Origin of the sequence: Pseudomonas sp. Root401, from assembly GCF_001425105.1 — a bacterium.
GTDB classification, from domain to species: domain Bacteria; phylum Pseudomonadota; class Gammaproteobacteria; order Pseudomonadales; family Pseudomonadaceae; genus Aquipseudomonas; species Aquipseudomonas brassicacearum.
The window spans coordinates 1-15,565 of record NZ_LMDO01000026.1 but is presented as its reverse complement, the minus strand read 5'-3'; the positions used below and the strand labels follow the sequence as shown (position 1 = coordinate 15,565).

The 15,565-nt window shown below is 57.0% G+C and carries 15 protein-coding genes; 10 read left to right on the top strand and 5 right to left on the bottom strand.

Going from position 1 to position 15,565, the window contains the following annotated elements:
• Nucleotides 1–230: 230 nt before the first annotated feature.
• A complete protein-coding gene (locus tag ASC85_RS32185; RefSeq protein WP_156395662.1) occupies nt 231–518 on the bottom strand; it encodes a hypothetical protein in 288 nt (95 codons plus the stop codon).
• Between ASC85_RS32185 and ASC85_RS19560 the strand changes: the two genes are divergently transcribed.
• The 6 genes from ASC85_RS19560 (at nt 517) to ASC85_RS19535 (ending at nt 6,344) form a co-directional block, all read left to right on the top strand.
• Entirely contained in the window at nt 517–2,265 is a 1,749-nt protein-coding gene (locus tag ASC85_RS19560; RefSeq protein ID WP_057450965.1) for an ABC transporter permease, read from the top strand. The genes ASC85_RS32185 and ASC85_RS19560 overlap by 2 nt on opposite strands.
• 11 nt (nt 2,266–2,276) lie before the next feature.
• On the top strand, nt 2,277–3,581 hold the full coding sequence (locus ASC85_RS19555) for an ABC transporter ATP-binding protein (protein WP_057450964.1): 1,305 nt from the start codon (nt 2,277–2,279) through the stop codon (nt 3,579–3,581).
• 64 nt (nt 3,582–3,645) lie between these two features.
• The gene (locus ASC85_RS19550; protein ID WP_082534417.1) at nt 3,646–4,704 is read left to right on the top strand and encodes a sensor histidine kinase; all 1,059 of its coding nucleotides are present in this window, start codon (nt 3,646–3,648) and stop codon (nt 4,702–4,704) included.
• Nucleotides 4,691–5,329, top strand: a complete 639-nt coding sequence (locus ASC85_RS19545; protein ID WP_057450962.1) for a response regulator transcription factor — start codon at nt 4,691–4,693, stop codon at nt 5,327–5,329. The genes ASC85_RS19550 and ASC85_RS19545 overlap by 14 nt, the downstream gene beginning before the upstream one ends.
• Nucleotides 5,330–5,403: 74 nt before the next feature.
• On the top strand, nt 5,404–5,946 hold the full coding sequence (locus tag ASC85_RS19540) for a hypothetical protein (RefSeq protein WP_057450961.1): 543 nt from the start codon (nt 5,404–5,406) through the stop codon (nt 5,944–5,946).
• Nucleotides 5,947–5,984: 38 nt separating this feature from the next.
• Nucleotides 5,985–6,344 (top strand): hypothetical protein, encoded by a 360-nt coding sequence (locus tag ASC85_RS19535; RefSeq protein WP_057451005.1) that lies wholly within the window; start codon nt 5,985–5,987, stop codon nt 6,342–6,344.
• 21 nt (nt 6,345–6,365) lie between these two features.
• Here ASC85_RS19535 and ASC85_RS19530 read toward each other — a convergent pair whose 3' ends face one another.
• From ASC85_RS19530 to ASC85_RS19520, 3 genes are all read right to left on the bottom strand, one after another.
• Entirely contained in the window at nt 6,366–6,854 is a 489-nt protein-coding gene (locus ASC85_RS19530) for an RES family NAD+ phosphorylase (RefSeq protein WP_053189200.1), read from the bottom strand.
• A complete protein-coding gene (gene parS / locus ASC85_RS19525; protein WP_057451004.1) occupies nt 6,851–7,294 on the bottom strand; it encodes a type II RES/Xre toxin-antitoxin system antitoxin in 444 nt (147 codons plus the stop codon). Before parS ends, ASC85_RS19530 begins: the two co-directional genes overlap by 4 nt.
• A gap of 379 nt (nt 7,295–7,673) precedes the next feature.
• Nucleotides 7,674–8,591, bottom strand: coding sequence for a DMT family transporter (locus tag ASC85_RS19520; RefSeq protein ID WP_057450960.1), 918 nt, complete (start codon nt 8,589–8,591; stop codon nt 7,674–7,676).
• Nucleotides 8,592–8,693: 102 nt separating this feature from the next.
• Here ASC85_RS19520 and ASC85_RS19515 point away from each other — a divergent pair, with 102 nt between their 5' ends.
• Together ASC85_RS19515 and ASC85_RS19510 are read left to right on the top strand one after the other, a co-directional pair.
• Nucleotides 8,694–9,560, top strand: coding sequence for a LysR family transcriptional regulator (locus ASC85_RS19515; RefSeq protein WP_057450959.1), 867 nt, complete (start codon nt 8,694–8,696; stop codon nt 9,558–9,560).
• A 113-nt stretch (nt 9,561–9,673) separates the two neighbouring features.
• The gene (locus tag ASC85_RS19510; protein ID WP_057450958.1) at nt 9,674–10,195 is read left to right on the top strand and encodes an HIT family protein; all 522 of its coding nucleotides are present in this window, start codon (nt 9,674–9,676) and stop codon (nt 10,193–10,195) included.
• Here ASC85_RS19510 and ASC85_RS19505 read toward each other — a convergent pair.
• Nucleotides 10,149–10,820: a DUF2268 domain-containing putative Zn-dependent protease gene (locus ASC85_RS19505; protein ID WP_057450957.1), complete on the bottom strand. Its 672-nt coding sequence runs from the start codon at nt 10,818–10,820 to the stop codon at nt 10,149–10,151. The two genes, ASC85_RS19510 and ASC85_RS19505, sit on opposite strands and share 47 nt — an antisense overlap.
• Nucleotides 10,821–11,266: 446 nt before the next feature.
• Here ASC85_RS19505 and ASC85_RS19500 point away from each other — a divergent pair, with 446 nt between their 5' ends.
• Both ASC85_RS19500 and ASC85_RS19490 read left to right on the top strand, forming a co-directional pair.
• Nucleotides 11,267–11,539 carry a hypothetical protein gene (locus ASC85_RS19500; RefSeq protein WP_025569626.1) on the top strand — a complete coding sequence of 91 codons (273 nt, stop codon included), beginning with the start codon at nt 11,267–11,269 and terminating at the stop codon, nt 11,537–11,539.
• A gap of 335 nt (nt 11,540–11,874) precedes the next feature.
• On the top strand, nt 11,875–15,120 hold the full coding sequence (locus ASC85_RS19490; RefSeq protein ID WP_156395661.1) for a glycosyltransferase: 3,246 nt from the start codon (nt 11,875–11,877) through the stop codon (nt 15,118–15,120).
• Nucleotides 15,121–15,565: the final 445 nt, after the last annotated feature.

The following is a 15,565-nucleotide window of genomic DNA, read 5'->3' as shown; positions in this document are numbered from 1 at the left end:
GGAGCGTGGGAACGATCGACCGCAGTGGAGTTGTCGCTACAGAGGCTTTAGCAGCGTGTGCCTATACAGGCGAAATCGTCGCCAGCACGCCGATCAAAATAGTCAGCGCCAAAAACCCACCTAAAAAAATCGCCATCTTCGCCATGAGCACTCCTGGACCAAAAAATTGCAGTACACGGGCCGTCCGATAGGCAAACCGCGTGGTTATTCTGGGGTGGGGGCCGGGTTCATTACAGAGGCACCTGACGCAGGAAAATACGGATCAGATGAACGCCCTCCCGCCCCCGTCGCGCAACTTTCAATAGGCGACAAATACCGCGAAGTTCTTTCACCGAAGGGGAACGGATATACCAAAGTATATTTTCATGTCCCAAGTCAGCGTGGTCTTCAGCCCAGGCAGCCCCTAATCTTGCCGGGCATTTAACGCCCCCGTTCAAGTGCGCTTCAACTTCATGACATCCAATGATCGCAAGTGTGGTCGCAGCCCTGGTTTTCAAAGAGTAATAGAGGTGATCCATGCGCCCTTCTTTCCTTGCACCTGTATTGACGCCCTTCAAAAACCGGGAACAACTTCCTGCTAATTCCTGGCGGGCCGATATAGCGCTGCTGGGCCTCCTGGTGCTCTTGGCTGCCTTTGTCTTCCATGGCCTGGATCAAATGAACCAGCCCCTCGGCGTGCTTGATGCTTCACCGCTGTCCCTTGATCTGGTGCACCTGCCGGAATATACCTTGCGCACGACTTTGCGCATGTTCATCGCCTTGTTCGCTTCGTTTGTTTTTTCCTTGGTCGTCGCCACGTTGGCCGCCAAAAGCCGCAAGGCTGCAATCGTTATCCTGCCCGCCTTGGATATTCTCCAATCGGTGCCAGTCCTTGGCTTTCTTACGTTTACCGTTGTGTTCTTCATGGGGCTGTTCCCGGGCAAGGAAACCGGTGTGGAGTGCGCGGCCATCTTCGCCATCTTCACCAGTCAAGTCTGGAACATGACTTTCAGCTTCTATCAATCGCTGAGAACCGTGCCCAACGATCTTTACGAGGTCAGCCGACAGTTCGCCTTTTCGCCATGGCAACGCTTCATCAGGCTGGAACTGCCCTTCGCCACGCCGGGCCTGGTGTGGAACATGATGATGTCGATGTCCGGCGGCTGGTTTTTCGTGGTCGCTTCCGAGGCCATCACCGTCGGCGACACCACCGTCAGCCTGCCGGGGATCGGCTCATGGCTGGCGCTGGCGATCGAGCAGCAAAACATCGCCGCGATTGCTTGGGCGGTGCTGGCCATGGTCGCGGTGATCATTGCCTATGACCTGTTGTTTTTCCGGCCTATCGTCGCCTGGGCGGACAAATTCCGCTTCGAGCAGACCGCCTCCCAGAAGCGTCCACGGTCCAGGGTCTACGACCTGCTGCGCTCGACTCGCCTGGTGCCCTTGGTGTTGCTGGCGCTGGGCAGCATCAAGGCCTCGTTATTCCTGGAGAAGCTCCCCCGGCTGCCGTCCATCCGCTTCAAGACCAGTGCCCGCGTCAGCCGCACAGCCGACCGGGCCTGGCTCGCCCTGGTCGCCGCTGCCTGCATCGCCGGCATCCTGCAGTTGTCGCGGTTCATCGGCAGCACGTTAGGTTGGGAGGACGTCGCCAGTACGTTTGGCCTGGGCCTGATCACCCTGGTGCGAGTCAGCGTACTCATCGTGCTGGCCAGCGTGGTGTGGGTGCCCATCGGCGTCTGGATCGGCTTGAACCCGCGCTGGGCCGAGCGCCTGCAACCCATCGCGCAGTTACTGGCAGCGTTCCCGGCAAACGTGCTGTTTCCGTTCGCGGTGATCGCCATCGTCGCCCTGAAACTCAGCCCCGATGTCTGGCTTTCGCCGCTGATGATCCTGGGCACCCAGTGGTACATCCTGTTCAACGTGATTGCCGGTGCCAGCGCCCTGCCGACCGATTTGCGCGAGGCGGCGCGCAGCTTCCACATACGCGGCTGGCAGTGGTGGCGCCAGGTCGCGCTGCCGGGCGTCCTCCCTTACTACGTCACCGGCGCCCTCACGGCTGCGGGTGGCTCATGGAACGCCAGCATCGTCGCCGAGGCGGTGTCCTGGGGCGACCACCATTTGTACGCGTCCGGCTTGGGCTCGTTCATTGCCCAGGCGACCACGGCCGGGGATCTGCAACGAGTGGCGCTGGGCGTTGTGGTCATGTCGATTTTCGTGGTGGGTTTCAACCGGTTGCTGTGGCGCCCGCTGTACGGTTTCGCCGAGCGTCGGCTTCGAATTGATTGAGGGGTGATCCAATGCAAGTGATGGACAAACGCTGCCTCGTGGATGTGCAGCAAGTCGGCCACGTCTACGGCACGGCTGGSGGCGCCGAGCGCCGGGTTCTGGACAATGTCTGCATGCGCCTGGACGAGGGTGAAATCGTCGGCCTGCTCGGGCGCTCGGGCTCCGGCAAATCGACCTTGTTGCGCTCCATCGCCGGGCTGATTTCGCCCACCTCCGGCGTGGTGGATTTCCCAAGCAATGCCCAAGGGCTGGCGAGCTCGGTGCGCATGGTGTTCCAGAGCTTCGCCCTGTTCCCCTGGCTGACGGTGCTGCAAAACGTCGAGGTCGGCCTCGAGGCCCTCGGCGTGGCGGCACCTGAACGACGTCGGCGAGCGCTGGCCGCCATCGACATGATCGGCCTCGATGGTTTCGAAAGTGCCTTCCCCAAAGAGCTGTCAGGCGGCATGCGCCAGCGCGTCGGCCTGGCCCGTGCGTTGGTGGTCAACCCGGACGTGTTGTTGATGGACGAGCCATTCTCCGCATTGGACGTGCTGACCGCCGAAACCCTGCGCACAGACCTGCTGGATCTGTGGCGCGAGGGGCGCATGCCGATCCGGTCGATCCTGATGGTCACCCATAACATCGAAGAAGCCGTGCTGATGTGTGATCGGATTCTGATTTTCTCCTCCAACCCGGGGCGGGTCATGAGTGAGATCAGCGTGGACCTCAGCCAGCCGCGCAATCGCGCCGACCCGGCGTTCCAAGCCCTGGTCGAGCACATTTACGTGCAGATGGCCGGCGGCGCGAATGTCGGCGCAGCACCCCAGGGCACCTTTGCCGGCAGCGGCGTGGGTATGGTCCTGCCGTCGATTTCCAGCAATGCCCTGGCTGGGCTGATCGAAGCGGTGCAGGACCAGCCGTTTGCCGGCCAAGCGGATTTGCGCGAACTCGCCAGTGCATTGCGCTATACCGCCAGTGATCTTTTGCCGGTCGCCGAAGTGTTGCAACTCATGCGCCTGGCCGACCTGCAGGACGGCCACATCACCCTCCTGCCGGCCGGGCAGCGCTATGCCGAGTCGGCGGTGGATGAACGCAAGCAACTGTTTGCCAAGCACCTGCTCAAATATGTCCCGTTGGTGGGGCATGTGCGCCGGGTGCTGGACGACCGCCCTACCCGCACCGCACCGGCTAGGCGTTTCCGTGACCAACTGGAAGATTTCATGTCCGAGCACGACGCCGCCATTACGCTGGACTGTGTCACGCAATGGGGCCGCTACGCCGAGTTGTTCGCCTACGACGAAGTGGCCGATCAGTTCAGCCTGGACAATCCATCCTGAGACGCTGCGGTATAGACTGCGTGGATCAGGCCCGGTCGTTGGAGCAATGCGCGATGGACATTCAATGAGAAGAACGACGTTGACCCTGCGTCTACTGCTCCTGCTGGGATTGGCCCTGGGCATCGCGGCGATCGATACCGTCACCGACCTGGAAATCGCGGTCGGGGTCTTCCAGATCGTGGTGGTGCTGATCGCCGTGAGAATCCTGCCGGCGCGCGCCGTGGCCGGGGTCTCGGTCATCTGCATGGTCCTGACGATCCTCAGCTATCGCTTCACCCGTTTTGGCGACACGGAGGCCGGGCTGATCAACGTGCTGATCAGCCTCGCGGCCATCGCCGGCACCACGTACCTGGCGCTGCGTCTCTCGGCCGCCGTGCGCACGGTGCATCAGACCCGCGCCCACCTGGCGCACATCGCCCGCATCAACATGCTCGGCGAACTCGCCGCCTCGATTGCCCACGAAGTCAACCAACCCCTGGCCGCCGTGGCCGCCAGCGGCAGTGCCAGCCTACGCTGGATGGCCACCGAGCCGCCCAACCTGCCCAAGGCCCGGCAGGCGGTGGAGCGGATTATCGCCGACACCCATCGGGCCAGCGACATCATTGCCCGGCTGCGCGGCATGGCCAAACATCAAGCACCAACGAAGCAATGGCTGAACGTGGCCGACACGGTCCATGCCGCGCTGCGATTGTTGGCCGGAGAGCTGAACGAGCAGAACATCACCTTGCGCGTACAGGTCCAGGAAGGCCTGCCGCCGATGCTCGCGGATGAAGTACAAATCCAGCAAGTGATCCTGAACCTGGCGATGAACGCGCTCGACGCCATGCGCCAGGTTGACGTCGACCAGCGGGTTCTGCAGTTTCATGTGACGCTTGAGTCGCCTCAGCAACTGCTCTTTTCGGTATCCGACCAGGGCAATGGCTTGTCGGCAAGCGACCGGGAACGGGTGTTCGACGCCTTCTACAGCACCAAGCAAGACGGCATGGGAATGGGCTTGGCCATCAGCCGCTCGATCATCGAGGCCCATGACGGGCGGATCTGGGTCGCTAGCAATCCGCAGTCCGGCTCGACGTTTCACTTCACCCTGCCAGCCGTTACAAGGGAATCCGATGAGCCAAACTGACGTGCATGACCTGGCCGATTCGATGGTCTACATCGTCGACGACGACCACTCGGTGCGAGCCTCACTGCAAGACCTGCTGGCCTCCGTGGGCCTGGCAAGCATGGCATTCGGCTCGGCCCGTGAGTTCATCGACGCCCAGCGGCCGGACGTCCCGGCGTGCCTGATTCTGGATGTGCGCATGCCGGGCTTGAATGGGCTGGACTTCCAGCAGGAAATGGCGCGCTTGAACATCCTGGTCCCGGTGGTGTTCATCACCGCTCATGGCGACATCCCCATGTCCGTCAAAGCCATGAAGGCCGGGGCGCTGGAGTTCCTGACCAAGCCATTTCGCGAACAGGACCTGCTCGATGCCATCACCCAGGGCCTGAACCGCGACCAGGAACGGCGCAAGACCGCAGCGAGCATGGACGCGTTGAAACGCCGGCATGACACCCTGACTGACGGCGAACGCGAGGTGATGGAACTGGTCGTGTCAGGGCTGCTGAACAAGCAGGTGGCCGGCCAACTGGGCTTGAGCGAAGTGACCGTGAAAGTGCGCCGCGGGTCGTTGATGCGCAAGATGAATGCGGACTCGTTGGCAACGCTGGTGAAGATGTCGGAAAAACTCAAGGAAGCAGATCGCTAGGGGCCCATGATCACGGCTATCATTGCCGCTCGCCCTGTTGACGGGCGATGTCGCAGCCCCTCAAGGACTCAGGTATGAACCTTCTGCCGTCACGCTCCACCCTCTTCGTCTCCAGCCTCCTGCTCAGTTCCCTGTGCTTTGCCGAAGGCGAGCCAACCGACGGCAGCCTCATCAAGGACTCGACCAAAGCAGCCGTCTCAACGTTCATTACCGCCGGCAAAAACCTGCTGGGCGGCGTCAGTGAAGGCGTGCTCGATGGCCGCGAGTCGGCCCAAGGCACCGATGGCGCCGCGATCATTTCCTCCGGCGAGCAAATGAAAGACCGCATCGCCGTTGAAGTGCTGAAGCTCGAACCCGGCGACGACAACGTCAGCATCACCCTCGGCTTCAAGAACAGCACCGACACCCAACTGCGCGTGGTCAACCTCGGCCAGACCGGCGTGCTGCTGGCCATCGACCAGGCGGGTTACTCCAACCGCCTCACCGGCCTGGACAACCCGGATGAAGTCACCATTCCGCCGAAGACTGCCGTGCGGCAGAAGTTCGTGTTTGAAGGCATGAACGAGGCGGTCAGCACGGTACGGGTGTGGGGGCAGGATTATCCGGTCAAGAAATAGTGCGGCAGCGCGTCTGGCTAACGTGCCTGGTTCTCGCCATGTGCACGCTTGCGGCTTGCGAGTACGGCTCAGAGCCGGACCCGCTAAAAAACGCCCTGCTCGACGCACCACCCGAGCTCGTCTTCAAGGGCCAGCTTGCAGGGCAGTTTACTCACTTGGTTGTTCACGATTGTGCGGTTTACAAGATCGAAGGCCAGTCTGCGAAAGACATGACCTGGACCGTGGTGCTGGAAACGGAGCCCTACCCTTTTTTCACCAGTTGCGATCGGCAGTCGCTGAGCAAGGGAAAGGAGAGTGTCACGGTTGAGCTGGGGCGTATGGCATTTGGAGCCGGTGGATGCTGCGCCACTGGGGGAACCTACCGCACGAACGATGGACGTGGATGGAAGAAGTTGTAGGCTTGAGACGCAGCCTTACGTTCACTTAACCAATCGCGTATCCAGGCCAAACCTTTCCTGCGAGACAAGCCTGAACTGATCCGCCGCCAAATCGCAGCTCACCAGTAGATTCCAGGAGTGCCGAGTCACCGCCGAAGGAATCAGTACAAAGGGATGCTGCGCCAGCAGCTCGTCAGCAAACTGCTGCTGATTGGGCGACGGTCGAGCCGGAATCAGCCAGTTGGGGTTTGGCACGTCTTCGACCTGAATCACTTTGATAAGCGCCGGATCCAGCACCTCAAAACATGTCAGTAAGTAAGGCACCCTGTCCAACGCGTCGAATCCCAAGTGGGCCGCTACTTCCAAAATGGCCGTAGACGGGTCAGCCGAAGCGTAGATAACCCGCCGTCCGGGCGGATTCCAACGGCCACCGGTTCGTTGCGCCCCGATGCCGCTGTCCCATGTATCCTTGTAGACCTCCCGGTCAAGGCGCCAAGCGTGCCATCGTCCGTCCCAGGGCAAAGGATTCATTGATAAACCCCATGTTCAATCCGGGTCAGGTAATCCTCCACCGCCTGGAAGCCCAGCGAGTTGTCGATCAGCTCCAATGGCACGTAACCGTCCAGGTACTTGCAGGGTTTCTTCAACCATTCCTCAGCCAGTTGCTGGCTGCCAAAGACGTTGGTGGCGTGCTCCAGGGTCTGAGCATACTGAAAGGCAACCGTACTCTGCTGCTGGTTCAGGCGTATTGGCTTGGTCTCCTTCGCCAGACGCTGGACGGTCCTGACGGATCTCCCGGTAATGCGTTGAACCAGATCCTGCTCCATGTACAGAGTGGACGTAGAAAGCATGTCCTTGACGTCGCTCAGGTAAAAACCTTCCTGCGCATACCGGATAATCAGCAAACGCTCATCACCTTTACGGCCATGCAACAGCACCTCCGTAGGCTTTCTGGTTACCCTTGCCTCCATACCAGTTTTTCCGGCGGATTTAGCAGCCGGCTTGTCTGCTTGCTTCGCTAGGGACATAACATTGACCTCCGTACGACATCTGACGCAATCATAGCGCCAAATGTCGCGATAGCGGCAACTCAGTTCGTCAGCCTTGACGTATAGGGTTTCCGGCATCGATCTGTCCTCACGATATAAAACCAAGCTGAGCGCGCCGGATGCCACGCTGAGCACTGAGACAATCCAGATCGTAAGGCTGGTACTTCCGAAGGCCAACCCTAAAAAGTTGTCAGAGACTTCTGTGATTTATCCCAAAGCGATCGCCTGTCTGTAGGACGGTGTTCCATGGCACTCCGTGTGGCGACAACATCCAACGTCATTGCCGACACCCACAACAGAATCAACCGACTTTTACCCCACTCCCCGACTCAAGCCTCAACGCCAGCACGCTCATCAACACAATCACCGCCCCAACAATAACCATCGCTGACGGGCGCTCAGCCAACACCAAAGAAGCCATCAACATCGCCGTGGGCGGTATCAGGTAAAGCGCCATGGAAGCGCGGCTCACGTTGCTGTGCGCCAGCACGTAAGCCCAAGCAAGGTACGCCAACGCGCTGGGAAAAATACCGAGAACCAACACCGCCAGATTCACCGAAACCGAAGCCTGCCGCGCCGCGCTCAACATCCCCGGCGCAAAAATGAACAATAAAACTGTGCCCGACCAAACGGTGTAGCAAACCAGGGTCAAACCGTCATAACGATGGGCATGGCGCTTTTGCAAAGCGAAATACAAACTCCAGGACAGCGCCGCCAACAGGATCAATAGTCCATGAGCGTCCATGTCGCCCAAGCCACGATCCCCCGCAACGACCACGCCAGCGCCAAGCAAGCCGCACAGCACACACCCCCACTGCCAACCGCTGACTCTGTCCTTGAAGACAAAATGCGCCAGCAGCGTGCTGAACAACGGCGTGGACTGGGCCAGCACACTGGCCGCCCCGGCGCTGACGCCCCGCTGACCGTAATTGAGGGCGATGTGATGCAGGCTGACGGCAAAGAAACCCAACACCGCCAGCAACGGCAAATCCCTGAGACGCGGCCAGGAAATACCCCTCACCATCGCCACAAGGGCCATGAACACTGACGCGATGAGAAACCGCACCAACGCCAATTGACCCGGCTCATAAGCCTGCAAGCCAATACGAATACCAATCGGCGAATAGGCCCAGCAAACAATCACCAACATCGTTGCCAGAATGACTTTCGCACCGGTTTTGCCGGAGGAACCTTCAACCCGCGCAAAACGCATTTCCATCTAAAGTTCCTGCTCACTGGCCGATTTGCCTCGAAGTATCGAAACCACCCCACCTCAGCACAAGTGACTTAAACTCAGTCAACCATTCACTTTTGGTGAGCTATGGAACTGTCCCAACTGCGCATGCTCAAGACAGTCTGCGACACCGGCAGCATCGCCCGCGCCGCCGAAGTGCTGCACTGCGTGCCGTCCAACATCACTGCACGCCTCAAGTCCCTGGAACGGGAACTCGGCACGCCGCTGTTTTTCCGCGAAGGTCGCGGGCTGCAAGTCAGCCCGGCGGGCGAAGTGTTTCTGGAGTACGCGATCAAAATACTGAGCCTGACGGAAGAGGCCCGCCGCGCAGTCGCTCCCACCCGCGCCCCGAGTGGCCCACTGCGCATAGGCGCGATCGAGTCCAGCGCCACCGGGCGTCTGCCGCAGTTGCTCGCCAAATACCACGCGCAGTATCCGCAAGTGTCACTGGAACTGAGCACCGGAACCTGGGCGCAGTTGCTGGACGATATCCAACATCACCGGCTCGATGGCGTGATCGTAGCGGTGGACATCCAACGGCCTGGACTCAAGCGAGCCGTGATGTACCGCGAAGACCTGGTGCTCATCGCCTCCGAGTCCCACGGCCCGCTGCGCAGCGCCGCCGATTTGCAAGGCAAGGCGATCTTCATGTGGCCCACGGGCTGTCCGTACCGCTTGGCGCTGGAACAGTGGCTGCTGCGTCATGACCAAGTGCAACCGATCACCAGCATCGCCAGTTATGGCGCCATTGTTGGCTGTGTCAGCGCGGGTGCCGGCGTCTCACTGGTGCCCCGAGGGATCTATGAGCAATACCGCCAGAGCGCTGGTTGGACGGGGTATGAGTTTCCTGAGCTGACGGGGATCGATAACCTTTTTTACTGGCATGAAAACGCTGGGAAGCATCCTGCCAGAGAGGCGTTTTTGACGATGCTGCAAACGGAGTTCGAAGGCTAATTGCAACACTCTCCCCTGTGGCGAGGGGATTTATCCCCGCTGGGCTGCGAAGCAGACCCAATACCCGATCATCCTGATAAACAAAGATTCCAATCATTAACAAGGAGTCCGCTTTGGAATTACTCCCCCACTTCATCCTCCACGAAACCACCCACTGGATAGTCAACCACCACCTGGCCTCCTCCCTGCCCGGCTACCTCATGCTCGGCTCCAAGCATCACGTAAATTCACTGGCGCAACTGCCCGAACCCGCACTCGCAGAGCTGGGCAGCCTGATGGCAAACATCCAGAGCGTTCTTGAAACACAACTGAACCCCAAATGGCTCTACATCAGCCGATTCGGCCACGATCCCCGCTACCCCATCCACTTCCATTTCATCCCGGTGTACAACTGGGTCGAGGCACTGTTCTGGAAAGATGCGCGGTACAGGCTGCTGGAGACCTTTGGCACTCAAGAAAACGCCCAGACATTGACCGATGGCGCAGAGCTGACATTGTTCATCTGGCGTGAGTTTGGTGAGAGCCCCACTCCGCCGACGATCCAAGGGCCCTCTATCAGCCAGGTAATTGAAAAGTTGCGGCAAGCGTTCAGGACTCAGCCAATACCAAACCTTCCTCCAGCGCATTGGCCATGATGTCTGCTGCTGATGCGTTGACCCAGGTCGAAATATCAGTTTCGCCCCTCGACGCAAGCCAACGTCCGACCATTTGATAGCCCAACGAGTAACCGAGCCATTTGGGTTTGTCGCCAAAACCAAAGAACCACTCGTTGTGATCGTAATATCGTGATTCGAGAATCTGCAGCCCAACCGGTGAGCGCAATAGATCGGCAGATGCGATGGCATGCTCCCAAGGCTCCGGATCGCTACCAAGCACATGCCGAACAAACTGACCGGCAAGCCCTTCGCTGACCAACGCCTCGCCTAACGTCCAACCATAACCAGGACCGCCCATGCGCAGGCAATGGTGAACCTCATGAACAACATGGCGACGCAGTGCGCCGGTGCGCAGGCTGGAAAAGAAATTCGGATTGTCGGGATCAAGGGTCATGGTAAACATGGAACTGCGATACGCCCGTCCTACCAAGCCCATTTCCGGAATGGTTTCGCCCGGTAGCCGCTGAATCAGAACATCGAGTCGCGGTGGGGGCATCAGGCGAGCAATAGCCTCGTAAGCGGCGTCAAACTCATCAACCAGCTCGCGGCGAAACTCGGCAAGACTCCCCGAGGCCTCCAGCCAGTGCAGCGTCCATTTCTCCATTTCCCCTCTCCTTTATTAATCAAATCACCTGGCTCGATGACTCCGGGCCGCTCGCGACGGTAGATCCCCGCCGGGCAACTGTCCAGTATCGATCAGGTTTGACTGCGCCTCTGTCTGCCCGGTTATCTCTGGCAAAAAACTGTCTCGATTCCTACAAGGCTCTCGGAAGCAGGTGTCTTGCCCGTCGTGTCTGGTGAAATCTATAGTCATTCCCATCGCCGCAGAATGGCGATCAGGTTTGGCGACCTGAGGATCGAGTGCAAAAGTACTGCGTTTTTTGCAGAGGCTTTGGCACACTTGCACGGCTGCCCGTTACGGCAGTTGTGCGTGGGAGGCCTTCGGGTCTGCCGGTTTCCGATCCCGGTTCGCCAACCTGCGTACAACTGCCACCCAATTGTTTGGCGACGATTGAGTGGCTAAAACCTCATTAGATCGGAGTTTTGAACATGGAAAGATATGTCCCCATCACCGGCATCGACTGCACCCCTGCTTCCCTCCTCATTGATACTCAAGCCCCGCTGGACGTCCTGCATGCAACCGCTGATTACCGCATCCGTGTGGTGACTCAGGTACTGGAGAACATCGCGTTTCGTTCTGAAATCACCAGCGATACAGTGGTGCTTTCGGACTTCGCACAGCTTTTGGTGATTCCGTTACGCGATGGGTGTGATTTGCTGGAGGTGATTGGTCGGCGGCTTCAGGCGCAGGTTGAAAGCTAATGGAATGACGGGCGCCTAAAAGCGCCCGTTTGACGTAATTAGAGGTGGTATCTGCACCGTGCATCAGATCTGACGATCTAGTTTAAAGGCCCCAACCGGCAGAGGGTAGCCAGAAACGACCAATGAGATGTGTCTATACAGCCAAGGGTGATTGCCTACTTCGGTGAAGAACGGATCTTAACCAAACTTCATAGTAATCACTTCTAATGCTCGGCCAAATGCCACACAATGGCCACCATGAGTAATGCAGTCATTCAGTAGGATTGCTCGGACATCATCTGCTGGAAACTACTCCGTGAGTAGGCGTATTTATCGATCTGAAAGGAGATGCACGCGTGCTGGGCGAAAAGCATAAAGCTGTAGTCAGTTGGCTCGTAAATGAATGGAGCTCTAACAACCATTGCGTTTGCGTCATAGAAGGCTTCTCCGGGGTTGGTAAAACCGAGGTTGCATTCGAGTTCGAGCAACAGGTTTCGATTGATGCGCGGATAGACGCACCGGAGTCAGGAGAGATTGATGACCTACTACTCGATCTATCTGAGCAACTGGCAGCAAGAGGACATATGGAGCTAGCGAAAGCCATTGACGAGGGTTTATCGGCTGAGACGGCTCTAGTATCACTGCTTTTGAAACCGGTTCGCATTGTAATCGATGAGTTCCAGAGAATGGTTGACACAGGTGCTGGCGTTCCATTTCCTCGTGTCGCGGCTTTCATAGAACGTGTTTCCAAGCGAGCAGCGCCTGGAAGATTGCTGCTGCTTAGTCACCATAGTCTAGACAGGACATTTCGATGGGGCGAGCGAGTTGCGTTTAAGACGCTGGAGGGACTATCGCCAGAAGAAGGTGCTCATCTGCTAGGGCAGTTACTGGAAGACTCCAGGCGCGAAGGAGATATCTCCCCCGAGCGACGACCTGAAATATCGCGCTGGCTAGGGGGAAATCCGCGCGCGATCCGTGTATTGGTTGGATGTCTGGAACAGGAAGCGCTCGATGACTTGACCGGAGTAGTTCCTGAGGCGTGGGAGGCGCGCGATCAAGATGTTTCTCAAAGTCTAATCTCCAAACTTGAGCGCGAATTACTCGTACGCGCACTGGAAAATTTAGATGGTGCCAGTGCATCGGCACTTGAAGGCTTAGCCGTTTATCGAAAGTCGATGGACCTTAATGGTATTTCTTTGCTTTTGCCCTCTGAACTGAAACTGGCGGTTTTTTTAGCGGCGCTTAGCTCAAGGTTTCTGCTTCAACAGAGAGGCGGTTGGTACACCCTGAATCCCGTCGTTCGTGAGATATCCCTTCATAGGCTGAAAAGCAACACACGGGCAACACATAGCGCGCATACCGCCGCTGCTGGTTACTACACACGGCACTTTACGGCAAAACAAATTCAAAACGCTGGCAAACTTGGCGGGGCTTTTGTAGAAGCTCGCTATCATCTTGTACAAGCGAATCGGATGGAAGAGCTATATGAGATAGCGCAGCGCTTCGGCCATCATCTGTGTTTGCTGTACGGTTGGTCTACTCCAGAAGCTCGTGACGTAGGACGGCGTGATGAGATCATCGCTGTATTGTCTGCCTATCTGCAAGAGGGTGGCCCCAAGTCAATGGAGTACTACCTGGCGCGCTTGCTTTACAGTCGCCGACGTCCTGAAGACCTCCAACGTGCGCTCGAGCACGCACGAAAGTGCACAGGCCCACAATCGCCAGCCGCTGCTTGGGTACTGCGCCTACGACTAGAGGCCGATGTGGACGGTATTGAGGCCATGCTAATGGCGGCAAATAGCGCTTTTGAAGCAGTTCCCGCAGATGCAGCCTTAAGTGAAATCTATTTTTTAACCGCAGAACAGCTGACATTGAACGGACGCTCCTCAGAAGCCATAAACCTGCTGGAAGAAGGCATCACTAAAATCCCTCCCGAGAAGGGATTGTGTGACATTTTTCTCGCACTAGCGGAGCTTCTTACAGATAAAGGCGAGATAGATAACGCAATCCTTTTACTCAGAAATGGACTCGTGACCATTCCGGCACAAAATAATTTGTTCACGATTTACATTCGAATAGCAAAGTTATTCGTGACCAAAGGTGACGTGATTACTGCGATCGAACTACTTAAGGACGGCATTGATCGAATCCCACCAAGTAAAAATCTGCATAGTATTTTCATCGCTCTTGCGGATACGTTCGCTGATGACGAACAGATAGATGAGGCTGTAAAAGCCCTAGAGCTGGGACTCCAAAAAATCCCTACTGGACCTAACCGAGAGGAACTTCGATTAGCCCATAAGCGTTTATCCGATGCAGCTTCAAACTTCAATTCTGCTGTACTAGCTAACCAAACCTTGGAGAGTCTTACTATCCGCTCGGAAGCAAAACCTATAAACAATACTGAAGCCAGTAGACGCCTTTGCATTATCGCGGTAGGGACTGAGTGGGAATCACGACATGGCGGTTTGTCCACGCTCAACCGAAATCTTTGCATTGAGCTCGCTGCTGTAGGTCATCGCGTAATATGTATGGTGCCTGAGGCATCTGAGCAAGAGCGTACCGAAGCCGAACAGGCTGGTGTCCACCTATTAACGCCAGACGCTGAGCCCGGTCTCAGCGGCACTGACAGATTGCTGTTAAATATGCTGCTTCCTGAAAACTTTGTTCCCGATTTGATCATAGGTCATGACCGGAAGACGGGCCCGCATGCAAAAGTACTTACGCAAAAATATGATAGGGCGAAATTCGTTCTGTTTGTTCATACCCGTCCTGAGAGCATTGAGTGGTACAAAGACAAGCTCGGCCCTGACGATCAAGCATACTCGGCTGAAGAGCGCAGAGTCCTGCAGACGAATCTTGCATCCAGCGCAGCGATTGTTGTCGGTGTGGGACCGACACTCACTCTTGCCGCTCGATCACTCGTCTATCTAGCAGAACCAACGCCTTTAGTGCACCAGTTAGATCCTGGATACCGTGCTGTTACACGCCCGTCAAATTTACCTCCAGAAATTGTGTGCCTGTTGTTAGGTCGCGCAGAAGATTACACGCTCAAAGGCCTAGATATTGCCGCCAAGGCGCTGGGAGAAGTCACCCGACGCGGCAAGCTTCCGATGCCCCCAAAATTAATAGTCCGTGGCGCCCCTGCTGGCACCGGTCAAGAGCTAAGGAATCTGCTTGTCCAATTCGGTGGCGGCAAATTAGACGTGGAAGTGCGTAATTACTCGCACGATACGAATCTTCTACTGAAAGACATCCAGATGGCATCGCTTGTGCTAATGCCATCTCGAAGTGAAGGATTTGGTTTGGTAGCACTTGAAGCCGTTGCAGCGAAAACCCCTGTACTCGTGAGTGATCGCAGCGGTTTTGCGTCGCTATTAAAAGATAAGCTTGGCCAGAGTGCTCAATACATGATTGTCGACACTCACGATGATCTGGATGAGTCGGCGAAAGAATGGGAGCGTTCAATTGAGTATGTACTCCTTGACCGAAAGTCTGCATTCGCTCGAGCAGAAACCCTGCAAACAAAGTTAACCGAAGTACTTAATTGGACGGAGGCAGTTCGTCAGCTAGAGGCGGCATGGAGCCCGTTATTTGACTGAGGCTTGATTATGAACTCCTTCGGACGGCTGTCTTTGGTCCCCAGCGGTCATCGCTGGCTGTCCGCTTTCGGACGATTCTGTTGAAAAAGTCGGCTTCAGTTTCCCCGGCGGAAAAGTACGCGCCTGAGATTGAAATCGGTGTTTTGCGCAGAAGTTTCAGGACTCGGTTTTCACGTAGCAGCGTGCAAAAGAGGTGTTTTCCCCCGTCAATATTCGAGCGTTTTGGGCAACCCGACTTTTTCAACAGAATCGGACGCTGAACACTTCTGGACGCAATGTTTTCCGCGTGTGTAACAAGGATTCATTAAAGCATTGATGCTAAATGCCTGCATTGATAAGCCCCCTACGTAAGCGTCCGCCCGACACCCTCTTGTTGATCAGACCTTCACCTGCTTCTTCAGCCATTGGTTGACCCAATCGCAGTCAAACGCTGTTGGATCAAATC

Bases quoted from the DNA above. Each gene is read 5' to 3' on its own strand.
- ASC85_RS19505 (WP_057450957.1), bottom strand. From the start codon at position 10,820: ATGGAGAAATGGACGCTGCACTGGCTGGAGGCCTCGGGGAGTCTTGCC.
- ASC85_RS32185 (WP_156395662.1), bottom strand. From the start codon at position 518: ATGGATCACCTCTATTACTCTTTGAAAACCAGGGCTGCGACCACACTT.
- ASC85_RS19560 (WP_057450965.1), top strand. From the start codon at position 517: ATGCGCCCTTCTTTCCTTGCACCTGTATTGACGCCCTTCAAAAACCGG.
- parS (WP_057451004.1), bottom strand. From the start codon at position 7,294: ATGGAGGCAAGGGTAACCAGAAAGCCTACGGAGGTGCTGTTGCATGGC.
- ASC85_RS19500 (WP_025569626.1), top strand. From the start codon at position 11,267: ATGGAAAGATATGTCCCCATCACCGGCATCGACTGCACCCCTGCTTCC.
- ASC85_RS19550 (WP_082534417.1), top strand. From the start codon at position 3,646: ATGAGAAGAACGACGTTGACCCTGCGTCTACTGCTCCTGCTGGGATTG.
- ASC85_RS19540 (WP_057450961.1), top strand. From the start codon at position 5,404: ATGAACCTTCTGCCGTCACGCTCCACCCTCTTCGTCTCCAGCCTCCTG.
- ASC85_RS19520 (WP_057450960.1), bottom strand. From the start codon at position 8,591: ATGGAAATGCGTTTTGCGCGGGTTGAAGGTTCCTCCGGCAAAACCGGT.
- ASC85_RS19530 (WP_053189200.1), bottom strand. From the start codon at position 6,854: ATGAATCCTTTGCCCTGGGACGGACGATGGCACGCTTGGCGCCTTGAC.
- ASC85_RS19545 (WP_057450962.1), top strand. From the start codon at position 4,691: ATGAGCCAAACTGACGTGCATGACCTGGCCGATTCGATGGTCTACATC.
- ASC85_RS19515 (WP_057450959.1), top strand. From the start codon at position 8,694: ATGGAACTGTCCCAACTGCGCATGCTCAAGACAGTCTGCGACACCGGC.
- ASC85_RS19535 (WP_057451005.1), top strand. From the start codon at position 5,985: ATGTGCACGCTTGCGGCTTGCGAGTACGGCTCAGAGCCGGACCCGCTA.